Here is a 15,690-nt window from a genome sequence, read left to right as displayed (position 1 = left end):
GATCTTCAAATCCCACTGGCATTTTTACTTTTTTCCAGGGCTAGCAAAGAGTTCCAATAATTCCATGCTTTTAAATAAGCTGGCAAATCATCAGGATGATGATATAGACATCTTTCTATACGAAGATAAAGCCCTATAAGTACTTCCTCCACTAAATATTTTTTACTTTGTGTAAAAGTTGGAAGTTTTCGAGCCGCGTCATAAATGACCTCATATGTCAGATGATCTGGCGAAGAACAAAAAGCAAATACTAACTCAAAAAGTGGTGGTCCTGCAAGTGTCAACGGATCAATGACACCGATTAGCTGATCATTTTTTTGTAAAAAGTTATGAACACCACAATCTCCATGCAGTAAGTATGGGATTTCTTCTACATCTCTTGTGTCTACAAAAGACTTAACTAGTTCATAATCTTTGGAAGGTAATACTGTTCCAACCATTTTCCATGCATCGTGTACCTCTGAAAGGAGAAATTCTTTAAAACTGTCATATCGTTGATAAGTATATCCCCACTTATTTTCAGAAAATGGTTGACTATGAATAATTAGGTTATCTACTAAGATGTGTAAATTGTCTTTTTTATGATTTAAGTGGTCTTTAATTTCCCCTTCCATATATTTGTAAATATAATACTGTTGATTCTCGTCTATATATACGATTTCAGGTAATATTTTCAGATATTCATATGTTTTTAAAAAAAGCAATTCTTCTAGTATTACTTCTCTTTCATTTTCCTTATACACATAAGCATTATCGTTGTCGCCGGTTAGCTTCCATACATTGCTGGAGGTGCCTCCCCCAAGCTTCTTCCAATCAATAATCTTAAAATCAAGTAAATGTTGATTATTTACTTCTGCAATCTTGTGATCAATGTTAATAATACTATCGTCCATCCTACTACCCCACTCGCTTATTAATCATAAAGCTTTTGAGAAACCTCTCCGTCTTTAGTGTAAACAACCAAAATTCCGTCATGATCATTGACATAGTCTTTCGCTTCATCCAACAAATCTTCTTTTGTGTCTTGCCTTTTGATGGCACGCTTCCCGCCTTTTCTTTTAAGGACCCAGTCTTCACCATCTGCCGTAATATGGTATTCCGGCCTTGCATGATCGTCATCTTCAAAATATCTTCGGGCTTGAGCTATGCCAATTGCAATCGCCCTTCCCTCTTCTTTTTGATCCTCTACTAGAGCATTTGCAATTTCAATCGCCTTATTACGAACTTCTTCGGGTAGATGTTTCATTGAATCAGGATAATCATGTTTTGACCAAGGCATGTACACAATCACTCCTTATTCGTCATATACACTACCTTTTCCCCGAATAAACTCCGCAAAACACATTACCGTTTTGGGACAACCGCCACTGTACATCTTGATATGCAGATAAGGTTTTCGTCCTCATCTTTGATTTTAATATCCCAAACCATCGTACTTTTTCCGTGGTGGAGCACTTCTGCAACAGCTGTTACAACTCCATCTTTTTTTGAACGGACATGATTGGCGTTAATTTCTAGACCAAAGCAAATTTCTTTTTCTAAATCAATCAGTGAAGCAGCTCCAATGCTTGCAACTGTTTCTGCCAAGGCTACTGATGCCCCGCCATGCAAATAACCGTATGGCTGCCTCGTTTGATCACTTACCGGCATTTTTGCTATTACTTTCCCTTTTGTAATGTCAACAATTTCTATACCTAAAGCGTCAAGAAGGGTTTTTTGCTCATCCATTATACCCACTCCATTTCTACGTATATATTATTCTATAATTAATGCTCGAATCCTTTTTTCATACAAAAAGCTCTCCTACATCAAAGTGGAGAGCCCTTCGTATAAGTGCGCTAATGAGCAACACATTTTCTTTAATAATCATATGGAGCATATCCTCCATAGCCAACATTACCTCCATAGCCATAAGGGGCGGCTTGTGGTGGCGCTGCTCCGTAACCGTATGGTGCTGGCGGCACGGCACCGTAGCCATAAGGCATATATGGCGGATAAGCAATGATAGGACGCGGACGATTAAATGCACCGACAAGTCCCCCGGCAATACCTCCTCCTATCAATCCTCCAAAAAAGCCACCTACTAAAGGAGCGGCAAACAACCCAAAAAAGCGACTATCAGCATAAGGTACAGGGCCGCGATAATACATCATTTATTAGCAACCTCCTTTGTCTCTAAACAAATGCCCTTCTATATCTGTTTATGCGACAAAGGTCTATATGGCATGGGCAATTCAGAAATTACATCTCTTATTCTTTTTCCAAATCAAAGTTTTCAACGAGCAATGCTAATGTTCGTGCCATTACTCCGGTAGCACCTGCAGGTCCTAAATCATAATCGCTCTTAGTAGTTGCAGTCCCAGCTATATCGAGATGCACCCATGGTGTCTCTTCTGCAAATTCTCCAATAAAAGCACCGCCCATAATAGCGTGTCCTTCTCGTCCCGGAGAATTATTTAGATCAGCAATTTTACTACTGCGGACTCTTTCTTTATCTTTTTCTGTATAAGGTAGACGCCAAATAAATTCTCCCGCTTCATAAGAAGCTTCTAATACCTTTTCAAATAATGTTTCATCATTTGTAAGTGCACCCGTCTTGTCTAAACCAAGCGCTACTATCACTCCACCTGTAAGTGTTGCAACATCGACTAAATAATTTGCTCCATGATGTTTTGCGTATGTGACGGCATCAGCGAGAACGAGTCTACCTTCAGCGTCCGTATTTAGGACTTCTATCGTTTTTCCGCTGAAGGAGGTGATCACATCATCTGGTTTGAATGCATTTCCACTTACCATATTGTCCGTTGCAGGGATGACGGCGACAACGTTTTGTTTTGGACGCATTCTCCCGATTATTTCCATTGCACCTAATACAGAAGCTGCTCCTCCCATATCCATCTTCATGCCGACGATTCCATCTTTTGGCTTCAATGAGTAACCGCCCGTATCAAATGTTATCCCTTTTCCGACGAGACCAATAACATCCTTCCACTCATCTTTTCCTTGATATTTTAGAACTATCATATAGGGTGGCTCTGTGGAACCTTGATTGACCGCTAAAAATGCCCCCATCCCCAGCTTTTCGATTTCGGATTTATTTAAAATTTCTACCTCAAAAGAATAGGCTTGCCCCAACTCTTTTGCATATTCTGCGAGATCAGACGCCTTAAGCATGTTACCTGGCAAATTTACAAGTGTTCTTGCTGAATTTGTCCCCTTGCCGTAAGAGCTGCCCATTTCAACAGCAGAACTAATCTCTTCATCAGCAGCATTCGTAAAAATCTTAATCGTTTCGATATTGATTTCTGGTTCATTTGATTTTTGTTTATAACCTTCAAATTGATAAGTCGATAATATGTATGCTTCACTAAACGAAAGCGCGGCATCTTCGGCTGTTATTTTTGATGAAACAAATGTATCAAGAGCTACTGCCAACTTTCCAAGGCGCATCCCAGCCACCTTTTTACTTGCAGCGCCATATGCCTCTTTCAATGTATTGAAGCTCAATTCTTTTTCCTTGCCAAGTCCGACAAATATAAATCGCTTCACATCTGATTTTCCTAAACCATGCACGACAGATAGTGATTTATATTTTGCAGATATATCTCCCGACTTAACAAGTTCCGTCAATTCTCCATCAAATATTTCATCTAAATTTTCAAGTATTCCCGTAAACTTTTCTGGTTTTTCAAATAGTCCTACAATTAAACATTCTTCTTTACTTTCAAAAGGATTCCCGTTCGATATTTTAAACATTTCATTCACCTCAAAATAAATTATAAATGATATACGATTATATTTCGACTATCGAAGTTTATTTATAAAAATTAAACATGATTTCTTTTAATATATTGTGGTATTATAAATGGAACCGTCAATTGCATCAACGTGAAAGGATGTTTCGAATGGAGTTCCTGCATAATTTCCCCTTTTGGGCTGCACTCACCGCCATATTCTTTGCACAATTTATTAAAGTGCCCTTACATTTTATTATGACAAAAAAGACAGATTGGACACTTATTACCTCAACAGGAGGAATGCCTAGTTCCCATTCAGCGGGAGTCACAGCATTAACAACTAGTGTTGCACTTGATGCAGGTTTAGGTTCAACTCTTTTTGCAGTATCAGCTATCTTTGCAATCATCGTCATGTTCGATGCAACGGGAGTCAGAAGACAAGCCGGAGAACAGGCGGCCGTTCTTAATAGACTATCCGTGGATTTTCAAAAAATGATTTCAGATATACATGTTTGGCAAGGAAAAACACATAAAGAAAAACAGATGGAGTTTATAAAGTTAAAAGAATTATTAGGTCATAAACCGGTCGAAGTATTTTTCGGAGGACTGACAGGAATTGTTTGGGCAGTAGCCCTGCATAATTTATTAGTTGTAATTTAATCATACAAAAGAAGCGGGATATGGATCAGCCGCTTCTTTTTCATTTATTATTTTTTAAAAAACTTTTGACGAAACACTTGCATTGTTTCATTCTCATTCAATGCAGTTAAATCTTTTTCAGTTAATGTACCATTTCCTTCTTGAATGATATATACTTCTAGTTTTTGTTTTCCCCACTCTTTATACACTTCATCTACTGTTTCATAATACAAATCAATCGTATTCCCTTTAATGGCCGATCCGGTATCTGCCACTACTCCATAACCGTAGCCAGGAATATATAAAATGGTACCAAGCGGAAAAACATTGATATCTGCCGCTATGGTTGAATACATATCTCTTTTAACTTTTACACCTGAATACGTAACACCATAGAGCGGATGACCCGGTCTTTTCCCAGTTGACTCGACACCAGCTGTATAACCTGTTGCTGTAACTTCCATAGTGGGATATTGGGACCAATCTTCATTTTCCAACGATTTTGGTTCACTCGTTTTGGCGGAACTTGCCCGATATGTAAGCTGTTCCTCTATCGCACTATACATATTCTTTAATAAATATCGTCTTTCTGTTATGTGTGGGAACACAAAAAACTTTTTTTCAAATTCTGTGGTTATATTAGGTGCAGCTTTCACTACAAATGTTCTTGCATTCATCCCTGTGATAGATTCAAATGTTGCAAATAACGCCCCAATAAATAAAACAATCATCATGATTCTTTTACTCGTCTGTTTAACGTATAACATCCATACACTCCTCTCAAAACTAATACTTTCCCATTTTGAGAGGAATTATTCCTTTAGTATAAAAAATACTGAAAAATACGAATTATAAAAACAACATATTAAAAAGACTTCCTTATGAGAAAGTCCTTAAAACATTCTATATCCTTTTGCACGAAGTACTCGCATAGTCACTCCTGAACTAACGGCACCTAATAATCCACTCGCTAAAATGGCGATATCAAATGGAGCAAGTGTAGATAAGCTATTTCCCAAACTTGAAAAAGATGCACTAGTGTTCGTAAAGTATTCACTGAAATCTGCTTTGTTTATAATCAATATTGCAACGATTGGATAAATGACCGCCATGATCCATGTCATTCGCAGCAACATATTTAATAAAAATCCAATACCAAAAAATAAAACGAAAAACAGCAGCATGGATACTAATAATATTGGAATTATCGACATGGATAAATCCCCCCTTGATTTTGCACTATTCCTAAGTCTACTAGATGAAAGAAAGAGCGTCAATCGTCATAATTAAGGCAATTTAATGACATAAAAAAGGCAGAATCGATTTAAGACTCCGCCTCTTCTTTAATAGTTTTTAAAAAAAGTTGAATTTCCCTTTTTTCATTGTTAGCGGAACTCCGCCAATCATAAGCAACGCTCGGTTATCAATCATTTTTTTCATAAATGATGCTTTAGAGCCTGTTACTTTCTTTCCGAATACAACCCCAATTGCATCATCATCGCCAAGAGAACATACAGTACCTTTATTATCAAAACTGAATGAACTCAATTGTGTATTCCCTTTGACCAATTTTGCAATATTGCTTGCTACCAATTCACCTTGTTGCATAGCAATTTGCGCTGTTGGTGGATATGGGCGATTGATTTCTTCATTGATAACAAGAGAGCAGTCACCGATAACAAATACATCAGAAAGGCCGGGAGCACGTAAATCTGGATCCACTTTTACACGACCGCGCATATTTTCAAATTCAGAAGCTTCAATAATTGGGTTTCCACGAACACCAGCTGCCCAAATAACGGTTTCAGCATTAATCTCTTCTGTTTCGCTTTCACCTTTTGCCACGATAATCCCTTCAGGAGTCGCTTCTTTGATGGCAGTTCCAATCATAAATTCGATGCCCTTTTTCTCTAAGTGAGCCATCGCATATTGAACTAGTTCTGGATCGAATCCAGGTAAAGCAGTTGGAGCTGCTTCCACACACACAACTCTTACTAACTTTTGATCGATGTCATATTCTTTGCAAAGTTTTGGAATTCTATTTCCAAGTTCCCCTAAGAATTCGATGCCTGTAAAACCAGCACCGCCGACAACGATTGTTAAACGGTTTGGATTTTTTACTTCTTCTGCCTTATATGTAGCAAATTGATATTCAATATGCTCACGAATTTGGCGGGCTGCATTCACATTGACAATCGAGAATGCATACTTGTCCAAACCTTTAATTCCGAAAGTTTCTGAAGCACCACCAAGGGCTACAACTAAATAATCATAATCAAGTTCACCATTATCTAGCATGACCTTTTTCGCTTGATGGTCGACTTTTAAAGCGGTTGCTTGAACAAAGTCAACTTTGCTTCCATCGATAACATCTTTAACGTCATAGCGAACACGGTCATGATGAAGTGTACCTGCAGAAGCTTCATGGAGCCATGTAGTTTCGTAGTGGTAATCATTTTTGTTTACTAAAACGATGTCAGCTTCGTTATTGCCAAGCTGTTTTTGCAGACGGGTTACTGTCATTAATCCCCCGTAACCAGCACCTAATACAACGATTTTGGGCCTCTTCATAATATACACTTCCACCTTTACTACGTATTATTATTAGTTTGTACGAGAGTTAAAATAAAATGTTATAAGTGCTTAATGTGATTCAATTCACGTACAACGCAAAAAAAAGCCAGAAAAATGTCATAAATTATTAACATCTCCTTTACATTATATGCTTTTCTACTTCTTTTTCAAGCAATATTGAATAAAAACGAAAATTAGTAATATTCAAAATCCAGAAAGCTAGTATGCATACTTTATATTCTTAATATGTACGCGAATAATAGGATTATGTAAGATTCTCTCGTATGTGATATGATGTGTAGGATGAATTTTTCAAGTAACATGGGAGGGATTTTCTTTGAAAGAAGATCAAAAAATATATGATATTACCATTTTAGGAGGAGGACCAACAGGTCTGTTTACCGCATTTTACGGAGGCATGAGAGATGCCAGTGTGAAAATTATTGAAAGCCTTCCACAGCTTGGCGGTCAGCTTGCTACCCTTTATCCTGAAAAGTATATATATGATGTTGCGGGTTTTCCAAAAATAAAAGCCCAGGAATTAGTGAATAATTTAACAAAACAGATGTCTATGTTTTCACCGACTGTTTGCCTTGGACAAGCAGTTAAAGGTGTAGAAAAATTGGAAGATGGAACGTTTAAACTCACTTCTGATGAAGAAATTCATTATTCCAAAACCATTATCATTACTGCCGGAATCGGGGCTTTTCAACCGCGGCGCCTTGAGATAGAGCCAGCTTCACAATTCGAAGGAAAAAACCTTCACTATTTTATAGATGACATGAAAAAGTTTGCCGGCCAAAGAGTTGCTATTCTTGGAGGTGGTGACTCAGCGGTTGACTGGGCATTAATGCTTGAACCAATTGCAGAAAAAGTCACGTTGATCCATCGTAGGGATAAGTTCCGTGCTCATGAAAGCAGTGTGGTTCAATTGATGAATTCTAAAGTAGAAATTCTTACTCCTTTTGTAGCTTCTGGTCTTAATTGTGATAACGAAGCAATTAGAGAGCTTTTACTGGAAGAAGTAAAAGGAGAAAGAAAAATTTCTGTAGAACTTGATTCCTTAATCGTAAATTATGGTTTCGTTTCTTCACTTGGTCCCATTAAAGACTGGGGACTGGAAATCGAAAAAAATTCAATCGTTGTGAACAGTAAAACAGAAACAAATATTCCAGGTATATATGCTGCAGGAGATATTACAACTTACCCTGGAAAAATAAAATTAATTGCAACTGGATTCGGTGAAGCACCAACCGCCGTCAGTAATGCAAAAGCATATTTAGATCCGAAAGCACGCTTGCAGCCAATGCATAGTACTTCTTTGTTTGAGCAGTAAAAACCGCCTGTCCACGCATACAGATTCACAGAAGGTTGATCCGCCGACTCAGCCACAGAACGTGGCGTTTTTAGTCGATGATCCTATTTCGGCCAAAGGACTTGCGGTAAAGAAAATCCTACGAGGGACGAGTCTCGCTTCCTTATGCAAAAGAAAAGGACAAGAAGTTTGCTAGTTGAAAAAAGTAAAGAGCCGAGGGCATTCACCTCTGGCTCTTTTTATAATTGCTTAACATTTCTCCGGGGTGCCTTCGACTTTCGCAGTGCGGAAGGATGAACCACATCCGCAAGAAACGAGGGCATTCGGGTTATCAATCGTAAAGCCGCCCCCCATTAAGCTTTGCTTGTAGTCAATAACCGTTCCTGTCAAAAGTGGCGCACTTTCCTTATCTATGACAACAGGGATATCAAACTGCTCGAAAAAAGTGTCGGTGTCTGATTTTTCATGGTCTAAACTCATGCCGTATGATAAGCCGCTACAGCCACCACCATTTATGGAAAAACGAAAATATGCATTTTCCTCTCCATTATGTTTCATCATATCTTTAATTTGTAAAGCTGCGGCTTCTGTTAATGTTATGGTTGTACTCATATGTGCACTCCTTTCTTCTTACATATATATTAAGTATATACTTGAAATGGCTCATTCTCAACTGATGTGTCATATTAAAACATTGGATTTTCTTCAATATATTGATAAATGGCTTTAACAAGCATTTCAGGAGTCTCTCCTGTTACAACATCACCATTAACAAGTGCATATAACGTTTCAGCGCATAAATCACAATGGTCAAGACAACCGTACTCAACAATATCTAAATCCGGATCTTCCTCCAAGATCTGCAAAGCCTCATATCCCCCACTACCTAAATTACTTATACAAAATTCAATAATAGGATTCAAGAAATCACCTCAAAAAGAAAAGCGCAAGCGCCTTGCTAAGCGCTGTAGCTGGACAATACATAACAATATAATCCTACCTGTTTCAACATCGATAGTCAAAGGGTAGGATATATATTGAAAAGTCGAAATGCATTTATTGAATCTAATTTTCCCCTAGAAAGCATTTATTCGATTGTTGTATATAAAATAGGAATCGGCTATACTTTTACGTGGGATTAATATGAATGTGTTATCATTATTATCATTTTTCTTCAAGTTGACGGCAAAAAGGAGATATTTTTCATGAAAAAATTAGTATTGCTCGGTGGAGGATACGGAAATATGCGTGTCCTGCGTGAATTACTACCAAATCATCTGCCGAACGATGTGACGATTACATTAATAGACCGAGTACCATATCACTCCTTGAAAACTGAGTACTATGCTCTAGCAGCTGGGACAATTTCAGATCAAGAAGTACGGGTTGCTTTTCCAGAGCATCCAAATTTAAATATCTTATATGGCGAAGTAATAAACATAAACCTGGAACAAAAAGAAATTATTTTATCTAATTCAGAACCTGTCCCCTTTGACGAACTGATCATCGGACTGGGATGTGAGGATAAATTCCATAATATTCCTGGAGCAGATACGTTTACTTATAGTATTCAAACGATCGGAAAAGCTCGAGATACATATCAAAAACTTAATAATTTACCAGCCAACTCCTTTGTCAGCATTGTTGGTGGTGGCTTAAGCGGTATCGAGCTTGCTAGTGAACTCCGGGAAAGCCGTCCAGACTTAATCATTAAATTATTTGACCGTGGAAAAACGATTCTTTCTTCTTTTCCTGAGAGAATTAGCCGTTATGTTCAAAATTGGTTTAATATGAATGGCGTCGATGTGGTAAACGAAGCGAATATTACAAGGGTAGAAGATCAATTGTTGTTCAACAACGATGAGCCCATTTCTACAGATGTGATTGTCTGGACTGCAGGGATTCAACCTAATAAACTTGTCCGAGAATTGAATGTAGAAAAGGATAAGCATGGCAGGGTCATTTTAACAAAATATCATAATATCCCTAATCACGAAAATATTTATGTGGTAGGAGATTGTGCAAGTCTACCTTATGCTCCGAGTGCTCAACTGGCAGAAGGACAAGCAGAGCAAATCGTGACCATTCTTACAAAGCGTTGGGAAGGAAAAGAGCTTCCAGAAGAAATGCCTACAATTAAATTGAAGGGCGTTCTTGGTTCTTTAGGGAAAAAACAAGGATTCGGTTTAATGGCTGATCGTGCCATAACTGGTAGAATAGCGAGAATCCTTAAGTCTGGTGTCCTTTGGATGTATAAGTTTCATAAAGGTTGACGAAAAGCGCAAACGCCTTGTTCAGTGACATAATTTGCTAGTTGTTAGGCGATGAGCTAGACAGGCTAAAATTTTAGGTCAGTCCTTATGTTGGACTGACCCCTTTATATCCGTACTTCTCCATCTCCCTATATATATCTTTCAATTTCGGATTTCCTTCACCCACAATTTTCTCGCCAATGGTTACGACTGGATAAAATAAATCCTCTTCAATCACTTGATTAGCAAACATTTGGTGGGTTTCTGCTGTTGGCGGATTAAAAATATCTATATATCGTATTGTAAAAGGTTGATTAGGGTATTTTCTAGAAATGGCTGCATCTAGCCATTCGTAAGTTTCTATAGATGAAGGCATACCGACACAGCTTGCGCAAATTTGCTCAGCGCCATAAACGAAAATTTCAACTTCCTTCTTCAAAAATTTCACACTCCCCTTTATCATGATAAATCGAATAAAATTGTTTTATAGATTTTTTTCTTCATACTGATTATAATGGTTATATGGAAAGGAGTCGATATCAATGTATGAACAAACAATGATGGAACAAGTTCAAGAAGTATTAAATAAATTGCGTCCATTCCTCCTTCGAGATGGCGGAGATTGTGAACTCGTTGATGTAGATGACGGAATTGTAAAACTACGTCTACTTGGTGCATGTGGAACTTGTCCAAGTTCCACGATCACTTTGAAAGCTGGAATTGAACGTGCATTGGTTGAGGAAGTCCCTGGCGTATTAGAAGTAGAGCAGGTATTCTAATTAGGAAAAGCGCAAGCGCCTTGCTCATCGACGTACAAACTTCAGGGCCTTCGACTGAGATAAAGGAAACACGATGAGCCTGCAAGGTGAATCGATGTTGACTTATCGTAGGGAGAAGGACAGGAAGTTTGCTAGTCGATAGGCGCTGGAGCTGGACAGTAAATGCCTAAATTCAAAATATAGATTATTTTATGTACAAGAGCCTAAGAAAAAAATTTAGGCTCTTTTTTCATGTTCAATAAGAAGGAACTAACCAATCAATGACCGGAAAATGACCATTACCTACGTCTGCCAATTGGTAAAAGTTCCCTAAAAACCGTTCGTAATCCCTTGCATCCCGCAAATACTTATTCAATCTTTCTTCTAATTGCTTTTGAGTCCATTGGGATGAAGTTAAATAATAATCTTCAATACAAGTAAAATAATGTATCGGAAAAAGTAATCGAGCATAGATTAACCTCCATGAAAATCCACTTAATGGAGAAATGGATTCATATCCACGTAAAAATTGGGTTAAATCCGGCTGAAAAGATCTACTGTTCCGAAAGTAGCAATCCCTAATCCATTCCGCTATATCCCTTGATGGATGATCAAATACCCAATCGAATGGATTCCTGATTTCCATTTGTATATTCCATACATTTTCATGAAATCTTTGATGCCCTATCGTTCCCATATCGGAAAAAGTTAATTCTTCATCAAGTTCCGTATCCGTTACATATTGAATGGCATTTTCACAAAGCCCAAGATAGTACGGAAATGATCTGATAAATAATGTTTCAAACTCTTCACCCGTTCTCTCTTGAATAACGCCCGACCACACTTTTTCAATTTGTTCGAGTCTTTTGATCCAATATGATTTCCACTGTCCCACCCGGTTTGCTCCGGTAAGTGGAGCCTGAATTAATTTCCCCCTTTCATGGAACTTAGCAAGTTTTCTTCCAGTGTTTTTATTTCGTGAAGGAGGAAAATAATAATTATGCATAAGTACATAATCTTGTTTCTCATGCGTGACAAGAAACTTTTCATTCAATCCAGGAACAAAAGTGGAAACTTTATTATCTCCATACTTTGCCATATGGTCCGACATCTCATATAATTCAATTAATGCCTCTTGTTCCAATTGAGTAACTTGAATAATAGTATAAAGTGAGTTATCTACTTTGTAACGAACAGAATTTCCATCTTGGATCGTTTGATTTGCTGTTATTCCAAAATAATTTTCTAGTATTTTTACTGACATGGAGCACCCCTCTTTCAATTGCTCTTTGTTGTTAGTTCAATTATATGAAGTTAAAAGGTTTTCTTGCCGAGTACTTTGATATGCCAAGAAACAAACTAGTTAAATGATGGAATTATAGGAAGGATGAGACGAATGGACAATGAACGAATTATAAGCATTTCCGAGGAAACAGCGCGCCGCCTTTTAGTGGAGCGTGGAGTAACAATTGACGATATTGCAGAGTTAGTGATGTTCCTTCAAAAAAAATATCATCCGGGCTTGCAAATCGAAGAATGTATTTACAATATTGAGCGCGTCCTTCAAAAAAGGGAAGTGCAAAATGCGATTTTAACAGGTATTCAATTAGATATACTTGCTGAAAACGGTAAATTGGAGGAGCCTTTACAAAGTATTATTGCTAGTGATGAAAGCCTTTATGGAGTGGATGAAATCCTTGCCTTCTCAATCGTTAATGTATATGGATCCATTGGCTTTACAAACTACGGATACATCGACAAACAAAAACCGGGTATACTGGAAAAATTAAATGATCATTCATCAGGTAAATGCCACACTTTTCTAGATGATATTGTTGGAGCAATTGCAGCCGCAGCTTCAAGCAGACTTGCCCATAGCTCTAAAGGTGAGATTTAAAGTAAGAAATAAACTCGTGGGGCTGCTCAGAACGTACTGAAAGGCATTACGTTTTACATGTTTAAATAATACCAATAAAAAGATACCCGCAATATCCCCAATGGGGAAATTGCGGGTTTTTTAAGGTCAATACTAATTTTGTAGCTCTGTTACTGATGAATTGATCTTGTGTCTTGATTAGAACCCAATCAAGACTCAAACCATTCTAAAACTGTTTTTCAGTCTCGATTCGCACCCAATTGAGACTGAAACCATTGGAATACTGTTTTTGAGTCCTGATTAGAACCCAATCGAGACTCAAACGACGGGCGAACACCATCAAAAAAAACGACGGGGAAACTGCCTTCATATTGCAATTGACTTTGTGTGCTTTTTAGCCCCGAGGATACCCCCTTGCGCTATTCCATTTAATTTCTAAATGCCGATACCGGTCCAAGTTCATTCGTTAAATACGAACGAACGCAAACGGGAAATAGTTGCAGTTTCGTTATCAATGCTAAGGCTTCATTTATTAGTGCATCGTGGTCTATTTCTATATATTGCTGAACAAGCATTTTTCTAAAAGAAATAAACTGCTTTAATACAAGAGACAATTCCTCTTCAACCACTTTTTCATCTGTCAAAATATCAACAATATCTTCATAACTTCCCGGATCCCTCATAATGAACCCATCAATCATAGCATTCCCTGTATCAAGGATGGCCTCAATTATGGTATGTATTCCCCGCTCCAACGCTGCTTTTTCAATCTCTGACTCCCAACTTTTATTACCTTTAATAAGATATATTTGTTTTTCCATAAAGACTAATGTTGCTTCAATTTTTTCCCTATCTACAAAATACATAGGTTGATGCCTCCACTCGATATGATCATTATTATCATAACAAAATTAATCGACAGTGGTCCAATACGGGAAGTATGCAAGGGAATATATTGAACGTAACAGGAGAAGATAAATGGTAAAAAGGAGGATGGAAATGGCAGACGAACGTCCTAAAGCAAATAACCAAGATAAAGAAGACCCTCCCTATACGGATTTATCAAACGTGGCAGACCAAAGAAATTATATAATCCCTGAAGAACTTCCGGAAGGGGCATACGGGGCGCCGCGTGGAGAGGATACACCTGTAGAAAATAAATCAACCCCTTGGGAAGAAGGACAACGTTCTTATAGTGCTTTTAACTATGAATTTAAATCAATGCACGAAGGCCACCCCCGTAAAGGACCGAATGCTCATAATACGCACGATGATCCGGATAGAGAAACTCAGCCTCCGTATGAAGATAGTTAAAAAAAAGGTGTCCCGGATAATCCTGGACACCTGTTCCCGTCTTGCTCCTGAGCCTATCGACTAACGGGTTCTAGCCCTTCTTTTTCGACTCGTTCCCCATTGTGCTTCCCTTTATCTCTGCCTGTAAGTCGATGGACATGCCCTTCCGCTTTTTTATTTATCCACTTTTTTCAATACAAAATAAGCACAGCCAAAATTGCAATACTCATATAAATACTCGGTTAATGTTCCAATTTTAGTATCGAACGAAGCCTTTTGATTTTGATCTGAGAAAAAGCCTTTAAGACGGAGCTGGCCGTAGCCCCAGTCTCCGACAATATAATCATATTTCGATAAAACATCGCTGAACCTGGCACGAAAGGCCTCCTCATTATATCCGTCCCGAAATTCATTGACTAATTCATATTGACAGTTATTGATAATAATCATTTTTCCCTCCGAAAATCCTATGTTAATTAGATTATAGCTTAATCTCCAACAATTACTAAGAAAAAAATATAATTTCCTGAGCATTCTATAAAAAGAGGAGGTGTATGAAATGAAATACAAATCAATTCCTATAATTTTTATTAGTACCATGTTGGTTGGATGTGGTGTAAATGACAAAAGAAATGCCGAGGATAATCATGTTTACCATAATAGTGGAAATTCTATAAATGTCGCGGAACATGGAGAAAACTTTAACAGTAATCAGCAAGAAGAGGATTTATTTGGATTTGTTCGACAAGTGAAAAGTCCTATAAATGGTGGGGAAGCTGCGAAACCCATAAAAGGGATTAATAAGGAACAAACTGCTGATAATATTGGAAAAATATTAGTCTTGCTGCCAGGTGTAGAGGACGCAAGTGTCCTTGTAACGGACCAAGAAGTTCTTGTTGCTTATAAAACAAATGAAAAGCGGGATTCAGAACGTTTTGAAATAGCAGACCAGGTGAAAAAAACAGCGATTAGTGTAGTGCCGCGTTTTTATCATGTATACATTACGGATGATCCTACATTGCGCCAAAACATAGAAAATATTGCTTCCATGAATGCTCGTTCAAGCAATAAGGATAAAACGGTACGTGACACAGTAAACTTGATGCTAAAACGCTCCCCGCAAGGTAGAAAAATGAATGATGGAGAAAATCCTAATGGTGAAGCGATTGGCGATCAAAACCACCATTTGGAACGCTCCAATTACAGGCAGCAGTTTGAGAATAAAAAATAACAGTCGAATGCTTGG

General features: G+C 37.9%; 20 protein-coding genes and 1 pseudogene. 7 read left to right on the top strand and 14 right to left on the bottom strand.

The window, feature by feature from the left end; translation table 11 throughout:
• Positions 1 to 5: 5 nt before the first annotated feature.
• The 5 genes from NQ185_RS16060 to NQ185_RS16040 form a co-directional block, all read right to left on the bottom strand.
• The gene (locus NQ185_RS16060) at positions 6 to 893 is read right to left on the bottom strand and encodes an aminoglycoside phosphotransferase family protein (protein ID WP_257583015.1); all 888 of its coding nucleotides are present in this window, start codon (positions 891 to 893) and stop codon (positions 6 to 8) included.
• A 20-nt stretch (positions 894 to 913) separates the two neighbouring features.
• The gene (locus NQ185_RS16055; RefSeq protein WP_257583014.1) at positions 914 to 1,279 is read right to left on the bottom strand and encodes a DUF2188 domain-containing protein; all 366 of its coding nucleotides are present in this window, start codon (positions 1,277 to 1,279) and stop codon (positions 914 to 916) included.
• Positions 1,280 to 1,344: 65 nt separating this feature from the next.
• Positions 1,345 to 1,728, bottom strand: coding sequence for a PaaI family thioesterase (locus tag NQ185_RS16050; protein WP_257583013.1), 384 nt, complete (start codon positions 1,726 to 1,728; stop codon positions 1,345 to 1,347).
• A 131-nt stretch (positions 1,729 to 1,859) separates the two neighbouring features.
• Complete coding sequence (locus tag NQ185_RS16045; RefSeq protein WP_257583012.1) at positions 1,860 to 2,153, bottom strand: hypothetical protein; 294 nt, start codon at positions 2,151 to 2,153, stop codon at positions 1,860 to 1,862.
• 97 nt (positions 2,154 to 2,250) lie between these two features.
• Positions 2,251 to 3,756: a leucyl aminopeptidase gene (locus NQ185_RS16040; protein WP_257583011.1), complete on the bottom strand. Its 1,506-nt coding sequence runs from the start codon at positions 3,754 to 3,756 to the stop codon at positions 2,251 to 2,253.
• Positions 3,757 to 3,905: 149 nt separating this feature from the next.
• On the opposite strand from NQ185_RS16040, the gene NQ185_RS16035 reads away from it, so the two are divergent.
• Entirely contained in the window at positions 3,906 to 4,397 is a 492-nt protein-coding gene (locus NQ185_RS16035; protein WP_257583010.1) for a divergent PAP2 family protein, read from the top strand.
• Between the two features lie 47 nt (positions 4,398 to 4,444).
• Here the strand turns inward: NQ185_RS16035 and spsC are convergent, their stop codons facing one another.
• The 3 genes from spsC to NQ185_RS16020 form a co-directional block, all read right to left on the bottom strand.
• Positions 4,445 to 5,143, bottom strand: coding sequence for a stationary phase survival protein SpsC (spsC, locus tag NQ185_RS16030; protein WP_257583009.1), 699 nt, complete (start codon positions 5,141 to 5,143; stop codon positions 4,445 to 4,447).
• Positions 5,144 to 5,269: 126 nt separating this feature from the next.
• Complete coding sequence (locus tag NQ185_RS16025; protein WP_257583008.1) at positions 5,270 to 5,590, bottom strand: YuiB family protein; 321 nt, start codon at positions 5,588 to 5,590, stop codon at positions 5,270 to 5,272.
• A gap of 139 nt (positions 5,591 to 5,729) precedes the next feature.
• Complete coding sequence (locus tag NQ185_RS16020) at positions 5,730 to 6,947, bottom strand: NAD(P)/FAD-dependent oxidoreductase (protein WP_257583007.1); 1,218 nt, start codon at positions 6,945 to 6,947, stop codon at positions 5,730 to 5,732.
• A 340-nt stretch (positions 6,948 to 7,287) separates the two neighbouring features.
• On the opposite strand from NQ185_RS16020, the gene NQ185_RS16015 reads away from it, so the two are divergent.
• Positions 7,288 to 8,286: an NAD(P)/FAD-dependent oxidoreductase gene (locus tag NQ185_RS16015; RefSeq protein WP_257583006.1), complete on the top strand. Its 999-nt coding sequence runs from the start codon at positions 7,288 to 7,290 to the stop codon at positions 8,284 to 8,286.
• Positions 8,287 to 8,514: 228 nt separating this feature from the next.
• On the opposite strand, the gene NQ185_RS16010 is transcribed toward NQ185_RS16015, so the two are convergent.
• Both NQ185_RS16010 and NQ185_RS16005 read right to left on the bottom strand, forming a co-directional pair.
• Positions 8,515 to 8,877, bottom strand: coding sequence for a HesB/IscA family protein (locus tag NQ185_RS16010; RefSeq protein WP_257583005.1), 363 nt, complete (start codon positions 8,875 to 8,877; stop codon positions 8,515 to 8,517).
• A 74-nt stretch (positions 8,878 to 8,951) separates the two neighbouring features.
• On the bottom strand, positions 8,952 to 9,188 hold the full coding sequence (locus NQ185_RS16005) for a YuzB family protein (protein WP_257583004.1): 237 nt from the start codon (positions 9,186 to 9,188) through the stop codon (positions 8,952 to 8,954).
• 282 nt (positions 9,189 to 9,470) lie between these two features.
• On the opposite strand from NQ185_RS16005, the gene NQ185_RS16000 reads away from it, so the two are divergent.
• A complete protein-coding gene (locus NQ185_RS16000) occupies positions 9,471 to 10,538 on the top strand; it encodes an NAD(P)/FAD-dependent oxidoreductase (RefSeq protein ID WP_257583003.1) in 1,068 nt (355 codons plus the stop codon).
• Between the two features lie 85 nt (positions 10,539 to 10,623).
• On the opposite strand, the gene NQ185_RS15995 is transcribed toward NQ185_RS16000, so the two are convergent.
• Positions 10,624 to 10,956, bottom strand: coding sequence for a YuzD family protein (locus tag NQ185_RS15995; protein ID WP_257583002.1), 333 nt, complete (start codon positions 10,954 to 10,956; stop codon positions 10,624 to 10,626).
• An 83-nt stretch (positions 10,957 to 11,039) separates the two neighbouring features.
• Here NQ185_RS15995 and NQ185_RS15990 point away from each other — a divergent pair.
• Positions 11,040 to 11,296, top strand: a pseudogene (locus NQ185_RS15990) (NifU family protein).
• Between the two features lie 235 nt (positions 11,297 to 11,531).
• Here the strand turns inward: NQ185_RS15990 and yutH are convergent.
• A complete protein-coding gene (yutH, locus tag NQ185_RS15985) occupies positions 11,532 to 12,539 on the bottom strand; it encodes a spore coat putative kinase YutH (RefSeq protein ID WP_257583001.1) in 1,008 nt (335 codons plus the stop codon).
• A gap of 132 nt (positions 12,540 to 12,671) precedes the next feature.
• Here yutH and NQ185_RS15980 point away from each other — a divergent pair, with 132 nt between their 5' ends.
• Positions 12,672 to 13,172 carry a phosphatidylglycerophosphatase A family protein gene (locus tag NQ185_RS15980; RefSeq protein ID WP_257583000.1) on the top strand — a complete coding sequence of 167 codons (501 nt, stop codon included), beginning with the start codon at positions 12,672 to 12,674 and terminating at the stop codon, positions 13,170 to 13,172.
• 407 nt (positions 13,173 to 13,579) lie between these two features.
• Here NQ185_RS15980 and NQ185_RS15975 read toward each other — a convergent pair whose 3' ends face one another.
• Entirely contained in the window at positions 13,580 to 14,017 is a 438-nt protein-coding gene (locus tag NQ185_RS15975) for a DUF86 domain-containing protein (protein ID WP_257582999.1), read from the bottom strand.
• A 133-nt stretch (positions 14,018 to 14,150) separates the two neighbouring features.
• On the opposite strand from NQ185_RS15975, the gene NQ185_RS15970 reads away from it, so the two are divergent.
• Complete coding sequence (locus NQ185_RS15970) at positions 14,151 to 14,465, top strand: cytosolic protein (RefSeq protein WP_257582997.1); 315 nt, start codon at positions 14,151 to 14,153, stop codon at positions 14,463 to 14,465.
• Positions 14,466 to 14,618: 153 nt separating this feature from the next.
• On the opposite strand, the gene NQ185_RS15965 is transcribed toward NQ185_RS15970, so the two are convergent.
• Positions 14,619 to 14,894, bottom strand: a complete 276-nt coding sequence (locus NQ185_RS15965) for a YutD family protein (RefSeq protein ID WP_257582996.1) — start codon at positions 14,892 to 14,894, stop codon at positions 14,619 to 14,621.
• A gap of 109 nt (positions 14,895 to 15,003) precedes the next feature.
• On the opposite strand from NQ185_RS15965, the gene NQ185_RS15960 reads away from it, so the two are divergent.
• The gene (locus tag NQ185_RS15960) at positions 15,004 to 15,675 is read left to right on the top strand and encodes a YhcN/YlaJ family sporulation lipoprotein (protein WP_257582995.1); all 672 of its coding nucleotides are present in this window, start codon (positions 15,004 to 15,006) and stop codon (positions 15,673 to 15,675) included.
• The last annotated feature ends 15 nt before the right edge of the window (positions 15,676 to 15,690 follow it).

This window comes from Lederbergia panacisoli (genome assembly GCF_024626525.1).
Classification (GTDB): domain Bacteria; phylum Bacillota; class Bacilli; order Bacillales; family Bacillaceae_C; genus Lederbergia; species Lederbergia panacisoli.
Note: the sequence above shows the minus strand (reverse complement) of the source record. Positions and strands in the feature narration are given on the sequence as shown.

Coding starts and splice junctions, on each gene's coding strand:
- NQ185_RS16060 (WP_257583015.1), bottom strand. CDS start 893: ATGGACGATAGTATTATTAACATTGATCACAAGATTGCAGAAGTAAAT.
- NQ185_RS16055 (WP_257583014.1), bottom strand. CDS start 1,279: ATGCCTTGGTCAAAACATGATTATCCTGATTCAATGAAACATCTACCC.
- NQ185_RS16050 (WP_257583013.1), bottom strand. CDS start 1,728: ATGGATGAGCAAAAAACCCTTCTTGACGCTTTAGGTATAGAAATTGTT.
- NQ185_RS16045 (WP_257583012.1), bottom strand. CDS start 2,153: ATGATGTATTATCGCGGCCCTGTACCTTATGCTGATAGTCGCTTTTTT.
- NQ185_RS16040 (WP_257583011.1), bottom strand. CDS start 3,756: ATGTTTAAAATATCGAACGGGAATCCTTTTGAAAGTAAAGAAGAATGT.
- NQ185_RS16035 (WP_257583010.1), top strand. CDS start 3,906: ATGGAGTTCCTGCATAATTTCCCCTTTTGGGCTGCACTCACCGCCATA.
- spsC (WP_257583009.1), bottom strand. CDS start 5,143: ATGTTATACGTTAAACAGACGAGTAAAAGAATCATGATGATTGTTTTA.
- NQ185_RS16025 (WP_257583008.1), bottom strand. CDS start 5,590: ATGTCGATAATTCCAATATTATTAGTATCCATGCTGCTGTTTTTCGTT.
- NQ185_RS16020 (WP_257583007.1), bottom strand. CDS start 6,947: ATGAAGAGGCCCAAAATCGTTGTATTAGGTGCTGGTTACGGGGGATTA.
- NQ185_RS16010 (WP_257583005.1), bottom strand. CDS start 8,877: ATGAGTACAACCATAACATTAACAGAAGCCGCAGCTTTACAAATTAAA.
- NQ185_RS16000 (WP_257583003.1), top strand. CDS start 9,471: ATGAAAAAATTAGTATTGCTCGGTGGAGGATACGGAAATATGCGTGTC.
- yutH (WP_257583001.1), bottom strand. CDS start 12,539: ATGTCAGTAAAAATACTAGAAAATTATTTTGGAATAACAGCAAATCAA.
- NQ185_RS15980 (WP_257583000.1), top strand. CDS start 12,672: ATGGACAATGAACGAATTATAAGCATTTCCGAGGAAACAGCGCGCCGC.
- NQ185_RS15975 (WP_257582999.1), bottom strand. CDS start 14,017: ATGTATTTTGTAGATAGGGAAAAAATTGAAGCAACATTAGTCTTTATG.
- NQ185_RS15970 (WP_257582997.1), top strand. CDS start 14,151: ATGGCAGACGAACGTCCTAAAGCAAATAACCAAGATAAAGAAGACCCT.
- NQ185_RS15965 (WP_257582996.1), bottom strand. CDS start 14,894: ATGATTATTATCAATAACTGTCAATATGAATTAGTCAATGAATTTCGG.
- NQ185_RS15960 (WP_257582995.1), top strand. CDS start 15,004: ATGAAATACAAATCAATTCCTATAATTTTTATTAGTACCATGTTGGTT.